Source organism: Massilia sp. LMS1-1-1.1 (assembly GCF_040815535.1).
GTDB lineage: Bacteria > Pseudomonadota > Gammaproteobacteria > Burkholderiales > Burkholderiaceae_D > Janthinobacterium > Janthinobacterium aestuarii.
In genome coordinates this window covers 241,852-256,595 of the sequence record NZ_JBFPNG010000045.1, presented here as the reverse complement: position 1 = coordinate 256,595, position 14,744 = coordinate 241,852, and the positions used below count along the sequence as shown (strand labels likewise).

Here is a 14,744-nt window from a genome sequence, read left to right as displayed (position 1 = left end):
AAGTTTAGGGCGCTGCGCGCAGGCGCTGCAGCGACAGCCGGTTCAGATACCAGGTCAGCAGCACGGCGGCCACCGTCAAGCCCGTGACGAGGCCGATCCAGAAACCGGCGGCGGCCATCGGCTCGGCCGGCGACCAGATGAAGCCTTGCGGCGCGAGGCCCAGCACATAGCCGATCGGCAGCGAGAAGCCCCAGAAGGCCAGCAGCTGGATCAGCATCGGCTGGCGCGTCACCTTGTATCCGCGGATGGCGCAGGACGTGGCCACCTGCGTCGCGTCGGACAGCTGGAACAGGGCGGCAAACAGCAGCAGCTGCGCGCACAGCGCCTGCACCTGCGGGTCCGACGTGTAGGCTTGCGCGATCTGGTGGCGGAAGATGGTGATGACGGCGGCCGAGACAATGGCCGCCGTCAGCGACATGGCCACGCCCACCCACGAAATGAAGCGGGCCTTGCGCAAATTGGCTTCGCCAACGGCATGGCCCACGCGCGTGACCAGCGCGATGCCGAACGTGAGCGGCACCATGAAGACGACGGACGAGAAATTCAGGGCAATCTGGTGCGCCGACACCTGGATCACGCCGAAGCGCGCCACCAGCAGGCTGATGACGCCAAAGGCGCTCACTTCGGCAAAGTAGGTGACGCCGATGGGCAGGCCCAGGCGCAGCATGGGGCCGATGGACGACAGCTCGGGCCATTCCCAGTGCGTGAATGGATACGTGGCGCGGTAGGCGGGCGCGATCCTGATCCAGGCCAGCATGGCCAGCAGCATCATCCACACGCAGCAGGTGGTGGCCACGGCGCAGCCCACGCCGCCCAGTTTCGGCATGCCCCAGTGGCCGTAGATCAGCAGGTAGTTGACGAAAATGTTCAGCGCCAGCGCGGCCAGCGCGATCACCATCACGGGCTTGGTCTGGTTGATGCTGGTGCTGTAGCCGTACAGCGCGCGGTAAGCGGCGAACGGCGGCAGCGCGCAGCTGATGATGTGCACGAACAGCTTGGCCTTGGCTGCGACGGCCGGTTCCAGCATCAGATGGTCGAACACGAGCGCTGCCATGTTCGTCAGCAGGCAGGCGACCAGTCCCACGAGCAGCGCCTTCCACAGCGACTGGCGCACGATGTGCGGCACCCGGTCATGGCGCGCGGCGCCGATTTCATGCGCCACCAGGGTATTGATCGCCATCATGATGCCGCTCACGGTGACGAGCACGATGGACCAGATGGCCGCGCCCAGCGACACGGCCGCCAGTTCCTCGGGGTTCGTGTGGCCCGTCATCGCCACGTCCGCCGCGCCCATGCCGACGGTGGCCAGCTGGCCGATCAGGATGGGCCAGGCCAGCTTCCACAGCGACGAGACTTCAGTGCGGATGGCGGGCAGGGTGAACGAGGTAGTGTGTGGCATGGGTGGAAAGCTTGACTAAACACAAGATTCTACCGGCATTCGCCGTGCTTGTCCGCCGTGGCGCCCCGGGCGCTCGGGCACGGTAATCATTTGTTACAGCTAAGTGGGCCAGTCGCGGATAGACTGCGCGCTCTATTTGGCAAAATGACCAAATAGTCAACCTCAGTACCCTGACTATGGAGTAAGACCATGTTGAAGAAAGCCTTGAACTGCGCCCTGTTGCTGGGCGCCGCCATGACGGCCGAACTGGCCGGCGCCGGCGAACTGACCCTGTATTCGCGCGACGATTATCACGGCCGCTCGCAGACCGTGCGCGATGCCGTCGCCGACCTGGAAGACGTCCGTTTCAACGACACGACGCAAAGTATCCGCGTGCGCTCGGGCCGCTGGGAAGCGTGCGAGGAAGCCGATTTCCGCGGCGATTGCTTCCTGCTCGAGGCGGGCGAGTATCCGTCGCTCGATGACCGCGCCAACAAAATCACGTCGCTGCGCGAAGTGCGCGGTGGCTGGGATGGGCATCCGGGCCGCGATCGTGACCGTGACCGTGACCGTGACCGTGACCGTGGGCGAGACCGGGACGGCCGCTGGGAACGCGACCGGGAGCACGGCCATTTGCCAGGGCGCTCGCTGGGCGGCGAACTGACCTTTTACACGCGCGACGATTTCGCTGGCCGCAGCTTGAGCGTGCGCAACGCTTCAGCCGACTTGCGCGAGCGCGACTTCAACGACACGGTGCAAAGCGTGCGCGTGCGCTCCGGCTATTGGGAAGTGTGCGAGGACGTGGGCTTCCGTGGCCGCTGCCGCACCTTGGAACCGGGCGAGTACGCGAGCCTGGAGCGCATGAGCAACCGTATCTCGTCGGTGCGCGAAGTGCGCTGATGCGGGTCAGCTAGTACCTCAAATTGCAATAACCGGTTCGCGCAGGGCCGGCTATTGCTTTTGGTAACAATTTCTTGTGCTTTTTCCATACTTTGTTACACCGTTTTTTCTACGGATGGCTACACTGACATCAGTTGTCATGTCGATCACTTGCCTTTGCCTTGACCGGCCTTGGAAAGCGTCGCCGACCTTCCGCTCCGGCTGGCACTTGTTACAATGGCATCCTGGCGTTTTGGCCAGGCAAATCATCACCAAAGAATGAAGAATGGAGTTAATCATGACGGGCCCTTTCAAACACACGCTGGCATGCGCGGCCACCTTGCTGCTTTCGCTGGGGGCCCATGCGGCCGCCCATGCGGGCGATATCACCTTGTTCGAAGACGTTGATCTGCGTGGCCGCGCAGTGAACCTGCGCGAGACGACGGACGATCTGTCGCGCATGGGCTTCAACGACAAGGTGTCGAGCATCCTGGTGCGCTCGGGTACCTGGGATGTGTGTACGGATGCCGGTTTTCGCGGCAATTGCCGCACCCTGGGGCCGGGCGAATACCGCTCGATGCCGGGCATGAACGACGCCATCAGTTCGGTGCGCGAGTCGGGGCGCGGCGATGGCTACAATCCGGGACGTCCCGGACGCGATCCCGACCGTGGCCATGGCGGCGGCTATGGCCGTGGCGGCACCCTGGAAGTGTATTCTGGCGCAGGCCAGAATGGCGGCTCGGCGCGACTGAACCGCGACACGGACGACTTCGTCAATATCGGTTTCAATGACCGCACCAGCAGCATCGTCATCTATAACGGCTACTGGCAGCTGTGCAGCGATTCGAACTACAACGGCGTATGCCGCATCTTCGGCCCTGGCCGCCACGACGACCTGGGACGCGGCCTCGATGGGCGCGTCTCGTCGGCGCGCATGGTCGACGAGCGCGAAGCGCGCCGCCAGCAGCAGTACGATAACCAGTACCAGCGGCCGCAGTACGATCAGCCGCAATATCCGCAATACCAGCAGCCGCAGTACCCGCAGCGCGGCGCCGTGCTGCTGTTCCCCGAAGCGGGCATGCGCGGCGAACCGCTGGCGCTGGACCGCAATGCGGAAGACCTGGTGCGCTACAATTTCAACGACCGCGCCTCGTCCATCGTCGTCAACGAGGGCCAGTGGGAAGTGTGCAGCGATTCGAACTTCCATGGCCGCTGCGAAGTGATCGGGCCGGGCGAATACGGCCGCCTGAACGCCATGGAAAACCAGATTTCCTCGCTGCGCCGCGTACGCTGATTTTTTCTGCCACCAAGCAGACAGGCCGCCTGCCGGGTTGATCCCGCCAGGCGGTTTTTACATTCGCTGCCGTGCGCTGACATTTGCTTGCCCTTTGTTACACTCGCCGCCTGCCGCCTGGTCTACACTGGCGAAAATGTCATCAGTATTGGAGTTGTCATGGTTTTATCTTTCCGGCCCGCGCTGTTGTGCGCCGCCACCTTGCTCGCCCCCCTTGCCGCATCCGCAGGCGAAATCACCTTGTTCGAGGACGCCGGTTTCCGTGGCCGCCCCGTGACCCTGCGTTACGACACGGGCGACCTGTCGCGCATGGGCTTTAACGACAAGACCTCGAGCATCATCGTGCGCTCGGGCACGTGGGAAGTGTGCAAGGACGCCAATTACCGTGGCAACTGCCGTACTTTCGGACCTGGCCGCTACGGCAGCATGCCGGGCATGAACGACGCCGTTTCCTCCGTGCGCGAAGTGGGCCGCCCGGGTCATGGCGGCGGCGATCACCGACCGTATCCGCCACGCCCGCCGCGTCCCGAGCCGGATCGCCCCTATCCCGGTTATCCCGGTCACGGCCACGGCGGCGGCCACCGTCCCGACGCGAATGGCGCCGTGTTGCTGTTCCCCGATGCCGGCATGCGCGGCCGGCCCGTGCGCCTGGACCGCGAAGTGCACGACTTGAGCCGCTATGGTTTCAATGACCGCGCCGAATCGGTCGTCGTCAATTACGGCCGCTGGGAATTCTGCGTCGACGCCAACTTCCGCGGCCGCTGCGTGGTGATGGGACCTGGCAGCTACGGCCGCCTGCACGGTGGCCTCGACCGCCGCATTTCTTCGGTGCGCCGCGTGCGCTGATCCCGCCGCCGGGCGGCGCTGTATTGTGCGCACGCTGTCCTTTGACCAATTCGTGTACTCTTCCCATAGGCACTTCAACCATGGGGAGCAGGCACGGTGGAATACAAGGACTACTACAAGGAACTTGGCGTCGATAAGACGGCGTCCGAGGCCGATATCAAGAAAGCGTACCGCAAGCTCGTGCGCAAATACCATCCCGACGTGAGCAAGGAGCCGGACGCCGACAAGCGCACCAAGGCCCTGAACGAGGCCTACGGCGTGCTGGGCGACGCGGAAAAGCGCGCGGCCTACGATGAACTGGGCCGCAACCCGGGCGCACAAGGCCAGCCATTCCGGCCGCCGCCGGACTGGGGTGCCGGCTACGAATCGTCGGGCGCCGACGACAGCGATTTTTTTGCCGACCTGTTCGCCCACGTGGGCGGCCGGCGCCGCGCCAACAGCACCTTCCAGATGCAGGGCGAGGACAGCCACGCCGCCATCACCATCGACCTGCAGGACAGCTACCAGGGCGCCAAGCGCCACATTGTCATGCGCGTGCCCGAAGCGGATGCGCAAGGCCACGTGGTGACGCGCGAGCGCACCCTGGAAGTGACGATACCGAAAGGTGTCACGGAAGGCCAGCAGCTGCGCATGAAGGGGCAGGGCAATCCCGGCAGCGGCGGCGCGCCCGCCGGCGATTTATACCTGGAAATCCGCTTCCGGCCCGATGCGCGCTACAAGGTGGAGGGACGCGACGTCTTCGAAACGGTGCCTGTCACGCCATGGGAAGCGGCGCTGGGCGGCGACATCGACGTGCCTACGCCATCGGGCACGGTGACCGTCACCGTGCCGCCCAATTCGCAGACGGGACGCAAGCTGCGCCTGAAGGGGCGCGGCATTCCCGCCGCCCAGCCGGGCGATCTGTATCTGCTGCTGGAAGTGGTGCTGCCGCCGGCGAATGACGACAAGGCGCGCGAACTGTATGCAACCATGGCGCGCGAGATGGCTTTCAATCCACGCCAGAAGCTGGGAGGCTAAATCATGACAAACAAGGTAATTGGCGAATTGCTGGAAGACCGTGCCCTGAGCCTGGAAGAACTGGCGCGCGCCTGCGCCGTGGAGCCGGACTGGGTGGTGCAGCACGTGCGGACGGGTGTGCTGCTGCAGGACGGTCCGCCGGCGGGCCAGCTGACGGCCTGGCGCTTCACGAGTCTGGACCTGGTGCGTGCGCGCCGCCTGCATGAAATCGAATCCGTGTTCGACGCGAACGCCGAACTGGCCGCGCTGGTGGTCGACCTGTCGGAAGAAGTGGCGCGCCTGCGCCGGCGCCTGCGCGTGCTGGGCGTCGAGTAGTCCTCAGGCAGGATCGCCGTGCCGCTGCACGGTGATCCTGCCGATATAAAACTGCCCGTCGACGACGACGCGGTGCGGTATGCCGGCCACGTCGAAGCCGGGACCGCCGTCTTCCATCCACTCCTGAGCCAGCGAATCGAACTGCTGCGGCGTCATGCGCAGCATCTGCGCCGTGATGACGAAACGCGCGCCAGGTTTTTGTTTGTTGACGAAGTCGTCGATGCCGGCCATGTGAATCCTTGTGATTGAAAGTTGACTCCGGGTGACCCCGTTAACGGCCGGGGTCAGACCCCCGGAAACGTTGGCACTGAGCCTTGCGTTAGCGGTGTTGAGGGTCTGCCCCCAGACTTCCGCTGCGGGTCACTATCATACCTTCACTCTCACTTAACTAGAACCCTGCCTCTGGCAGCAACGGCAACTGCTCCGCAAACCGCTCCGTCAGCCACTTGCCCGCCTGCCCCGGCGGCGTGTCGGCGCGCTGGATCAAGTAAATCGGGTAATTCTCGCCATTGTCGACGGCCAGCGGCAGGTGCACCAAACGGCCTTCGGCCAGGTCCTCGCGCACCATCGCTTCGGGCATATTGCCCCAGCCCAGGCCCGCGCGCAGCAGCGCGTGCTTGGAACCGAGGTCGCCCAGGCGCCAGTTGCGCAATCCCAGTACGCCGAAATCCTGGCCCTCCGTCAGCACGCTGCGGTCGCTGAGCACCAGCTGCACGTGTTCGCGCGCCACGCTCGAGGCAATCGGCCCGGCCAGCTGCGCCAGCGCGTGGCTGGGCGCGGCCACGGGAATCAGGCGCACATGGCCGACGGCCATACGCTCGAAGACGCTGGCCGTGGCCGTCATCCAGCCACCGAGGCCGATGTGGCAGCTGCCATCCATCACCAGTTGCGCCACGGCGCCCATCGCTTCGATGCGCAGGCGCAGGGCGACGGTGGGGAACTGCGCCTGGAACGCCTCGAGCACGCGCACCAGCACGCAGGTGGGAAACATCACGTCGACCACCACCGACACTTCCGCCTCGAGCCCGCCGGCCAGCGCCTTGGCCCGCGCGCGCATGCCGTCGACCTTCAGCGCCACGGCGCGCGCATCGGCCAGCAGTGCCTTGCCCGCGTCCGTCAGCGTGGGCTTGCGTTTGCCGCGGTCGAGCAGCACCACGTTCAGCTGTTCTTCCAGGTTGGCGATGGTGTAGCTGATCACCGATTGCGTGCGGTGCAGCTGGCGCGCCGCATGGGCGAAGCCGCCCGCGTCGATGACGGCGACGAAGACGCGCAACTGGTCGAGCGATGGCTGGCCCGGTTCTCTCATGATAACTCCATATCTAAAAATTCGATGCTAACCATTTATATTTACATGGTTTCATCGATAGTAGACCCGAATTATGATGTGTGCAAGTGCAGCAAACGCCGCACCCCCATCTATCGTTCTTGAAGGAGTGCATCATGGCAAACGTACTACACATCAATAGCAGCGTGCGCAACAGCGGTTCCCTGTCGCGTCAATTGTCGGGCGAATTCGTCGCCAAACTGGCCGCGCAAGGCGACACCATCGTCGTGCGCGACCTGGCCGTGCAACCGGTGCCGCACCTGACGGAAGAAGTCATGGGCGCGTTCTTCACGCCAGCCGAGCAGCGCAGCGCGCAGGCGGCAGCGGCCGTGCAATTGTCCGATACCCTGGTCGATGAATTGCTGGCCGCCGACGTGCTGGTGCTGGCCGCGCCCATGTACAACTTTTCCGTGCCCTCGACCCTGAAGGCGTGGATCGACCACGTGGCGCGCGCGGGCCGCACCTTCCAGTACACGGCCAATGGACCAGTTGGCCTGGCTACGGGCAAGAAAGCCTATATTTTCACGGCCAGCGGCGGCGTCTACAGCGAAGGCCCGGGCGCCGCGTATGACTACCTGAGCACCTATCTGCGCACGGCGCTGGGCTTCATCGGCATCACGGACATCGAATTCGTGCAAGCCGAAGGCGTGGCCATGGGCGAGGATGCCGTCACCAGCGCGATCGCCAAGGGCCGCGCGTCGATCGAAGCCCTGGCTGCCTGAGTTTGCCGCCATCTAGTTCCAAAGAGGGATTGCCAATCTGTTATGGTTGACATAAGCTTGCCGGCGGCACGCCCCGTGCCAGGCCGGCGAGCCGTTCGCCATGAAAGTCCCTCATGCACAAGTTGGCAAGCGCAGTATTGTTCGGATGTTCCTTGTTTTCAGCTGGCATTGCGCTGGCGCAGACGGCACCCGTTGCGCCACCCCACGTGGGCCGCCATGCTTCCACGCCCGAAGATATCCGCGCCATTGAAAAAGTTGTCGCCGACTTCCAGGCGGCGCTGATCGCCAAGGATGTCAAGCTGCTGTCGTCGCTGATGCTGCACACGAACATCCTGTTCGCCTCGCCGGCCGATGACGCTTTCATCCAGAAAATGCGCGACACGACGGACGTCCACTTCGACGGCGTCGCGGCGGCCGGCTACGTCGGCTTCGCCAACTACATCAAGCGCGAACCCCTGCGCACGGAAGAAAAATTCTACAACGTCAAGATCACCCAGGACCGCCATGTCGCGTGGGTCAACTTCGACTATGAATTCCTCGTCGGCGACAAACTGTCCAACTATGGCGTCGAAGCGTGGCAGATGGTCAAGCGCGATGGTCAATGGAAAATCCTCAGCGTCGTCTGGTCCATGCATGCCGCAGCCGAGGCGGCGAAATAGGGCAGGCGCCTGCGGCGTTCCGTACAGAGTTGCCTTCTCATAATTTTTTCGCATCGTCTATACTTTCAGTGGGCGTGCCGCCATGCCTCAAGTGAGGCAGGCTTCCAAGTTTTTCCCTGTGCCGCGTAATAAAAAGCAGATAAGTGAGTCAGTATCCTGAGCAAGCGCGATTGCATGTATTCCAACCCTACGCCGGGTAGGGCCGTTGAGACAGGCTACCCGGGGATGTCATTTTTGGAGCAAACATCGTGCCGATAAAGTACGTTGATACGTATGAAATAAATTACACGGCGGAACCCTTACGCGGTTGCAAACTGTGGGGCGCCTATGTGTCCCTGTACACCCCCTCGAACAATCCCATGCACAGGAACAATATCGTCAAAAAGCACCGCGTGCTGGCCGACCATCCGTTTTCGACGGAAGCCGAAGCCGTCAGCGAGGCGGCCGAGGTGGCATTGAAGCTGGTCGAGCGGCGCCAGCGCCGTTATGTTTTCCATCCTTGATGCCACTGCGCCGCATCCTGCAGCGCGCGCCAGGGCAGGATCTGCACTCTGCCGGAATGCACGGCTTCCAGTTCCACGTGCGTGACGGGTTCATCCTGCGTGGCTGCGGCGCATACCTTGATGACGAGAAAATGTTTTTCCTTGTTGATGGGTGTCACCGCTGTCCATTTGCTGTTGAGTAATTTGTTTGGACGCAAGTTATTGCGATGTGGAAGGTGCATGACGGGCCCGGGATTGGCGTGATGGCGATGTTGCCATTATCATGCAAGTTCCCGCCACGCACGAGGATCGCCATGAAACGCCAGCTGCACCTGCTCGTCATCGACCCGCAAAACGATTTTTGCGACCTGCCCGCCGAATGGCTGCCTGCCGGCACCGCACCGGCCCTGGCCGTGCCGGGCGCCCACGCCGACATGCTGCGCGTGGCGCAGCTGATCCGTGAAGGGGGCAATGGCTTGACGCAAATCAGCGTGACGCTCGACGCCCACCACCGCTACGACATTGCCCACCCCGCCTTCTGGCGCACGGGTGATGGCGGCGCCGTGCCGCCGTTCACGCAGATCACGGCCCAGCAAGTGCGCGACCGCTTGTTCCTGCCTGCCGCCAGCGATGCCTTGCCGCGCGCGCTGGCTTACCTTAATGCCTTGCAGAAGGCGGGGCGCTATCAATTGATGGTGTGGCCCGTGCACTGCGAGATCGGCAGCTGGGGCCAGAATATCCACGCGGCCGTGCGCGCCGCCTACAACGCGTGGGAAGTGGATCACCTGCAAGTGGTTGCCAAGCTGAGCAAGGGTTCGAATCCGTGGACCGAGCATTACTCGGCCGTCATGGCGGAAGTGCCCGACGCACAGGATGCGGCCACCCAGCTCAACCTGGCCTTTCTCGCCACCTTGCTGCCGGCACAGCAGATTTATGTCACCGGCGAAGCGGGCAGCCACTGCGTGAAAGCCAGCACCGAGCACATCGCCGATTACCTGGAAGGGCAGCAGGGCAAGCAGGCCCTGTCGCGCCTCGTCTTGCTGACGGACTGCATGAGTCCCGTCACGGGCTTTGAAGCGCAGCAGCGCGACTTCCTTGCAGCCATGCACGAGCGCGGCGCGCGGCTGGCGACATCCGCCGACGTCTTGCCCGAGTTGTTGGCCAACGCAGGCGATTGAGGCTGTCCTGCAAGCGAACCCTGCTGAAATGCTTGCGGTGGCGTACTATTCTGGCTTCAGGAAGTTGGAGAAAACACACATGACCCCGATAGTGCGCAGTTTGCTGGAAACCGATCTGTATAAATTTACAATGTGGCAAGCCTTGCTGCACGGTCATCCGAATACCCATACCGAATACGAATTTGTCTGCCGCAACGCCACCGCCTTTCCCCTGGCCGAACTGAAGGGCGAGCTGGAAGAACAGCTCGACCACCTGTGCTCGATGTCGTTTGCCGACGACGAGCTGGCCTATCTGCGCACTTTGCGCTTCATGAAGAGCGACTTCGTCGACTTTCTGACGGTGTTCCGCTTCCAGCGCAAGTTCATCGACGTGAGCACGGACGGCGACACCTTGCTCGTGCACGCGGCCGGGCCGCAGGTGCATGTGATGGGCTTCGAGATTTTCGTGCTGTACATCATCAACGAACTGTATTTCCGCCGCTTCGATCTCGATGCGGCCATGCGCGAAGGGCGCCACCGCCTGGGCTTGAAAGTGGAAGCCGTCAAGGAATTCGGCAAGCTGCCGCGGCGCAAGCATCCATTTGAATTTTCCGACTTCGGCGTGCGCCGGCGTTTTTCCGGCGCCTGGCACGACGAGGTGGTGCAGCGCCTGGCACGCGAAGTGCCCGAGTATTTCAAGGGCACGTCGAATGTGTACCTGGCGAAAAAGCTCGGCATCGTGCCGATCGGCACCATGGCGCATGAATACATGCAATCGTTCCAGTCGTTCGGCGTGCGCCTGCGCGACTTTCAAAAGGCGGCGCTCGAGGACTGGGTGCAGGAATACCGGGGCGACCTGGGCATCGCCCTGACCGACGTGGTGGGCATGGATGCGTTTTTGGCCGACTTTGACCTGTATTTCGCCAAGCTGTTCGACGGCTTGCGCCACGATTCGGGCGATCCTGTCGAGTGGGGAGAGAAGGCGCTGGCCCACTACGCGGCCCTGCGCATCGACGCCAATACCAAGCGCCTCGTGTTTTCCGACGGCCTGGACCTGGACAAGGCGTTTGCCCTGTACCAGCATTTCGCCGACCGCATCATGACGGGCTTTGGCATCGGCACCAATCTCACCAACGATGTCGGCTTGACGCCGCTCAACATCGTCATGAAACTGGTGCGCTGCAATGGCCAGTCCGTGGCGAAACTGTCCGATTCGCCGGGCAAGACCCTGTGCAAGGATGAGACCTTCCTCGCCTACCTGCGACAGGTGTTCCACCACCCCGCAGTGTAGGTGCCTGTCTAGAACCCCGTCACCACTGTATCCATGTGCTCGACCTGTGGCGGTGCGGCGAAAAATTCACCGACCAGGCCGCGCCATGCCTGGAAGTCGTCGCTGCCGCGGAAATGTACGGTATGGTCTTCCAGGGTTGTCCAGCCCACGACCAGGCGGTAGGCATCGCCGTTTTCGATCGAGCGCTCCAGGCGCATCGACTCGCAGCCGCGTGCGCGCTGGAACAAGGGGACGGCTTTCGTCACAGCCGCTTCGAAGGCAGCGTGCGTGGCGGATTTGATCTGGATATGGGCAATTTCAAAAATCATGACAAGTTCCGGTTTTGAAAGAAAGAACGCAGATCTTGCCACAGATTGTGCCCGCTTGCGGATGGCGATGGGGCCGCTGCCGTTCAGCTCTCGCCGCCGTCCCTGTCCAGCGCTTGCTGCAAATAGGCTTCCAGCTGGGGCACGTTCATGCTGGCGACATCCCTGGCCAGGGCATGGCTGAGCCGTTTTTCCACCTGGGTATCGAGGCTTAGACGCAACTGCCCCAGGAACTTGGGCGCGGCTACCAGGCACAGCTTGTTGTAGCGCTGTTGCTGCAAGCCCTGTTGCAGCACTTGCGCGATATGCCGTGCAAACTGTGCGTTCGCATGCTCGACCGGCGTCACCTGCGGCTCGGTCGTGTGCGCCTGCGTGCCCGCCTGCGTCCCCGCGCGCATGCCGCTGCCGAAGCGTCCGCTGGCATCGCTGTTCAAGGCGTTCTCGTTTTCACGGCCCGCCGGATTGACAAAATCTTGCAGCTCGCCCAGCTGGTTTTGCTGTCCCAGCGCAAACAGCCGGGCCCGGCTGCTGTCGGCCACTACCACCCATGTGACGTCCATGCTTGTTCTCCTTGCTGTGCGCGCCGGCTAGCGCGACAGGGCCGCCATCGCGTCGTGCCTGTCCTGGTCGCAGCGGGCCGTGCGCTGTTCGATATCGCTGCCGCCACACGCTTGCACGATGGCGTGCGCGCGCTGCTGTTCCTCGGCGTGGCGCGTGGCCACCACCAGGCGGACCATGCCGCGGAACGCCGTCTTGCCGTAGTTGCGCCGGTACATATGGTTGTCGCCGCCGAACAGGGCATTGATCGCCCGTTCCAGCCGGCTGGTGAGGGTGTCGCAATTGCCGACCGTGAAATTGCCCTGCACGGGGCCAGCCTCGTCGTCGCCCGCGTCCAGCTGCACGGCGTGAGAAGGGAAACCTTCGGCCAGCAGCCGGTTGCGGGCGCGCTCGGCATCGGCTAAATGGTCGAAGATACGTATCAGTGTGCTGCTGTCCATGGCCCTGCCTTTCAACGAGGTGTGCTTGATTTGACCGGCAAGGCTGCAAATAATTCCGCCTCAGCCTGTAAAATCCTCGATCAAGGCGCAAAAGTTTGATAAATATCCAGTATGGCTGCCAAGTCGCGCTAAGATACGTCTTGCGGGATCAATCTTTCATAGGAGAACCAAATGGCAGCGAAAAAAATTCTGTTTTTGACCGGCGATTTTGCAGAAGATTATGAAACGATGGTGCCGTTCCAGGCCCTGCTGATGCTCGGTCATACCGTGCATGCCGTCTGTCCCGGCAAGAAAAGCGGCGAGACGATCAAGACGGCCATCCACGATTTCGAGGGCGACCAGACCTACACGGAAAAGCCGGGCCATCTGTTCACCCTGAACGCCAGCTTCGACGAGATCAACCCGGCCGATTATGATGCCGTGATGATCGCCGGCGGCCGTGCGCCGGAATACCTGCGCCTGAACGAGAAAGTCATCGCCGCCGTGCGCCATTTCGCCGAGGCGGGCAAGCCTGTCGCGGCCGTCTGTCACGGTGCGCAATTGCTGGCTGCTGCCGACGTCATCCGTGGCAAGCGTATTTCCGCCTATCCCGCCTGCGCACCGGAAGTGAAACTGGCGGGCGGCACGTATGCCGATATCGCCGTCACGGACGCCGTCACGGATGGCCAGTTCGTCACGGCGCCCGCCTGGCCCGCGCATCCGGCCTGGCTGGCGCAGTTCGTCAAGCTGCTCGGTACCGAGATTCATTTGTAACCTTCACCAGCCCGGCAGGCCGCAGCGCTTGCCGGGCGCCCCACTTTTCAGATTCGAGTTCGTCATGCATGCGCCGCGCAGTCAACCTTCCCGCAAACAACTTCCAGCGTCGCGCTGGCGCCAGCGCCGCCTGGCGCAAGCCGCATCGGGCCTGAGCGCCGCGCAGGAACGCCAGCTGGCCACCCTGCACGAGATTTCCACCTTGCTGGCGGGACAGCACGCCATCGATGCGCTGTGCCGTGGCTTCCTGCGCCACGTGATGGAGTTCGCGCAGGCCGAGGGCGGCACCGTGCGCATCCTCGATCCGCAGCAGGACACCGTGCACATCATCGTGCACGAGGGCATTTCCGAGGCCATGGTGGAAGAGGAACACTGCATCCGCAACAACGATTGCCTGTGCGGCGCGGCCGTGGCGCAGGGCGTGATCCAGATCCGCGATTTCCGCCAGGTCGAAGCCTTGCAGCGTTACCGTTGCCAGGACGAAGGTTTCATTGCCATCGCCGTCTTCCCCATCCTTGCGCGCGAGCAGGTGGTCGGCAGTTTTTCGCTGCACTTTGCGCGCCCGCAAGCCGTGCAGGCGCAGCAGCAGGGCTGGCTGGAAACCCTGGGCCAGAGCCTGGGCATCGCCATTGAAAACCAGCGCCTGATCGCGCGCGAAAAGGAATTTGCCGTCGCGCGCGAACGCAGTCTGCTGGCCGAAGGCTTGCATGACAGCATCGCGCAAAGCCTGAACTTCATCAGCCTGCAAGTGCAGATGCTCGACGACTCCGTGCGCCGCGGCCAGCTCGACGAAGCGGCCGAAGTGTTGCCGCTGATGCGCATGGGCGTCGAGCAAAGCTACCAGGACGTGCGCGAATTGCTCGTCAATTTCCGCACGCGCTGGCATGGCAGCGACCTGGAAAGCAAGCTGTCGGAAGTGCTGGCCAAGTTCGAGCTGCAGACGGGCGTGATCGGCACGCTGGAAATGAGCGGCAACGGCGCGCCGCTGGCGCCCGAGCAGCAGTTGCAGATCCTGTTCATCGTGCAGGAAGCGCTGTCGAATATCCGCAAGCACGCGCAAGCGAGCAACGTGGCGCTGCGCGTGGACAACGGGCGCGATTTTGCGCTGCAGGTGCGCGACGATGGCGAAGGCTTCGCCGCCAACCTGCGCGACAAGAAAACGGAATTGCAGATCGGCTTGCGTATCATGCAGGAAAGAGCCGAGCGGCTCGGTGCGCAATTTGCCATCGACAGCACGCCCGGCGGCGGCACGACGATCTCGCTGGCCTTGCCGGCAGCCCGGCGCCAGGCCGCGTAACAAATGAATCATCTTTATCAGGCAACA

19 protein-coding genes are annotated in these 14,744 nt (G+C 63.0%); 12 read left to right on the top strand and 7 right to left on the bottom strand.

Annotated features, from left to right (window positions below; genetic code table 11):
- Positions 1-4: 4 nt before the first annotated feature.
- Complete coding sequence (locus MRBLMS1_RS23145) at positions 5-1,399, bottom strand: MATE family efflux transporter (RefSeq protein ID WP_072454390.1); 1,395 nt, start codon at positions 1,397-1,399, stop codon at positions 5-7.
- Positions 1,400-1,588: 189 nt separating this feature from the next.
- On the opposite strand from MRBLMS1_RS23145, the gene MRBLMS1_RS23140 reads away from it, so the two are divergent.
- From MRBLMS1_RS23140 to MRBLMS1_RS23120, 5 genes are all read left to right on the top strand, one after another.
- Positions 1,589-2,278, top strand: coding sequence for a beta/gamma crystallin family protein (locus MRBLMS1_RS23140; protein ID WP_485882222.1), 690 nt, complete (start codon positions 1,589-1,591; stop codon positions 2,276-2,278).
- A gap of 277 nt (positions 2,279-2,555) precedes the next feature.
- Positions 2,556-3,551 (top strand): beta/gamma crystallin-related protein, encoded by a 996-nt coding sequence (locus tag MRBLMS1_RS23135; protein ID WP_485882220.1) that lies wholly within the window; start codon positions 2,556-2,558, stop codon positions 3,549-3,551.
- A gap of 159 nt (positions 3,552-3,710) precedes the next feature.
- A complete protein-coding gene (locus MRBLMS1_RS23130; RefSeq protein ID WP_128140320.1) occupies positions 3,711-4,397 on the top strand; it encodes a beta/gamma crystallin-related protein in 687 nt (228 codons plus the stop codon).
- Positions 4,398-4,493: 96 nt separating this feature from the next.
- Positions 4,494-5,414 (top strand): DnaJ C-terminal domain-containing protein, encoded by a 921-nt coding sequence (locus MRBLMS1_RS23125; RefSeq protein ID WP_319992454.1) that lies wholly within the window; start codon positions 4,494-4,496, stop codon positions 5,412-5,414.
- A 3-nt stretch (positions 5,415-5,417) separates the two neighbouring features.
- Positions 5,418-5,729 (top strand): MerR family transcriptional regulator, encoded by a 312-nt coding sequence (locus MRBLMS1_RS23120; RefSeq protein WP_485882217.1) that lies wholly within the window; start codon positions 5,418-5,420, stop codon positions 5,727-5,729.
- 3 nt (positions 5,730-5,732) lie between these two features.
- On the opposite strand, the gene MRBLMS1_RS23115 is transcribed toward MRBLMS1_RS23120, so the two are convergent.
- Positions 5,733-5,960: a hypothetical protein gene (locus MRBLMS1_RS23115; protein ID WP_034759733.1), complete on the bottom strand. Its 228-nt coding sequence runs from the start codon at positions 5,958-5,960 to the stop codon at positions 5,733-5,735.
- 157 nt (positions 5,961-6,117) lie between these two features.
- Positions 6,118-7,035 carry a LysR family transcriptional regulator gene (locus tag MRBLMS1_RS23110; RefSeq protein WP_034759729.1) on the bottom strand — a complete coding sequence of 306 codons (918 nt, stop codon included), beginning with the start codon at positions 7,033-7,035 and terminating at the stop codon, positions 6,118-6,120.
- A gap of 134 nt (positions 7,036-7,169) precedes the next feature.
- Here MRBLMS1_RS23110 and MRBLMS1_RS23105 point away from each other — a divergent pair, with 134 nt between their 5' ends.
- The 3 genes from MRBLMS1_RS23105 (at position 7,170) to MRBLMS1_RS23095 (ending at position 8,937) form a co-directional block, all read left to right on the top strand.
- Positions 7,170-7,775 (top strand): FMN-dependent NADH-azoreductase, encoded by a 606-nt coding sequence (locus MRBLMS1_RS23105; RefSeq protein ID WP_485882214.1) that lies wholly within the window; start codon positions 7,170-7,172, stop codon positions 7,773-7,775.
- A 152-nt stretch (positions 7,776-7,927) separates the two neighbouring features.
- Entirely contained in the window at positions 7,928-8,434 is a 507-nt protein-coding gene (locus tag MRBLMS1_RS23100; protein WP_485882212.1) for a hypothetical protein, read from the top strand.
- Positions 8,435-8,763: 329 nt separating this feature from the next.
- Entirely contained in the window at positions 8,764-8,937 is a 174-nt protein-coding gene (locus MRBLMS1_RS23095) for a hypothetical protein (protein WP_223278830.1), read from the top strand.
- Here the strand turns inward: MRBLMS1_RS23095 and MRBLMS1_RS23090 are convergent.
- Positions 8,919-9,095, bottom strand: a complete 177-nt coding sequence (locus MRBLMS1_RS23090; protein ID WP_485882210.1) for a TIGR02450 family Trp-rich protein — start codon at positions 9,093-9,095, stop codon at positions 8,919-8,921. The genes MRBLMS1_RS23095 and MRBLMS1_RS23090 overlap by 19 nt on opposite strands.
- A gap of 135 nt (positions 9,096-9,230) precedes the next feature.
- Between MRBLMS1_RS23090 and MRBLMS1_RS23085 the strand changes: the two genes are divergently transcribed.
- Positions 9,231-10,094, top strand: a complete 864-nt coding sequence (locus MRBLMS1_RS23085; protein ID WP_485882208.1) for a cysteine hydrolase family protein — start codon at positions 9,231-9,233, stop codon at positions 10,092-10,094.
- 79 nt (positions 10,095-10,173) lie between these two features.
- A complete protein-coding gene (gene pncB, locus MRBLMS1_RS23080) occupies positions 10,174-11,364 on the top strand; it encodes a nicotinate phosphoribosyltransferase (RefSeq protein WP_070303660.1) in 1,191 nt (396 codons plus the stop codon).
- Positions 11,365-11,372: 8 nt separating this feature from the next.
- Here the strand turns inward: pncB and MRBLMS1_RS23075 are convergent, their stop codons facing one another.
- From MRBLMS1_RS23075 to MRBLMS1_RS23065, 3 genes are all read right to left on the bottom strand, one after another.
- Positions 11,373-11,672, bottom strand: a complete 300-nt coding sequence (locus MRBLMS1_RS23075; protein ID WP_128140312.1) for an antibiotic biosynthesis monooxygenase family protein — start codon at positions 11,670-11,672, stop codon at positions 11,373-11,375.
- 83 nt (positions 11,673-11,755) lie between these two features.
- The gene (locus tag MRBLMS1_RS23070) at positions 11,756-12,229 is read right to left on the bottom strand and encodes a host attachment protein (RefSeq protein WP_485882205.1); all 474 of its coding nucleotides are present in this window, start codon (positions 12,227-12,229) and stop codon (positions 11,756-11,758) included.
- A 27-nt stretch (positions 12,230-12,256) separates the two neighbouring features.
- Positions 12,257-12,667, bottom strand: a complete 411-nt coding sequence (locus tag MRBLMS1_RS23065; protein ID WP_128140310.1) for a hypothetical protein — start codon at positions 12,665-12,667, stop codon at positions 12,257-12,259.
- A gap of 171 nt (positions 12,668-12,838) precedes the next feature.
- Between MRBLMS1_RS23065 and MRBLMS1_RS23060 the strand changes: the two genes are divergently transcribed.
- A complete protein-coding gene (locus tag MRBLMS1_RS23060; protein WP_128140309.1) occupies positions 12,839-13,420 on the top strand; it encodes a DJ-1/PfpI family protein in 582 nt (193 codons plus the stop codon).
- Positions 13,421-13,484: 64 nt separating this feature from the next.
- Complete coding sequence (locus MRBLMS1_RS23055) at positions 13,485-14,717, top strand: GAF domain-containing sensor histidine kinase (protein ID WP_485882202.1); 1,233 nt, start codon at positions 13,485-13,487, stop codon at positions 14,715-14,717.
- The last annotated feature ends 27 nt before the right edge of the window (positions 14,718-14,744 follow it).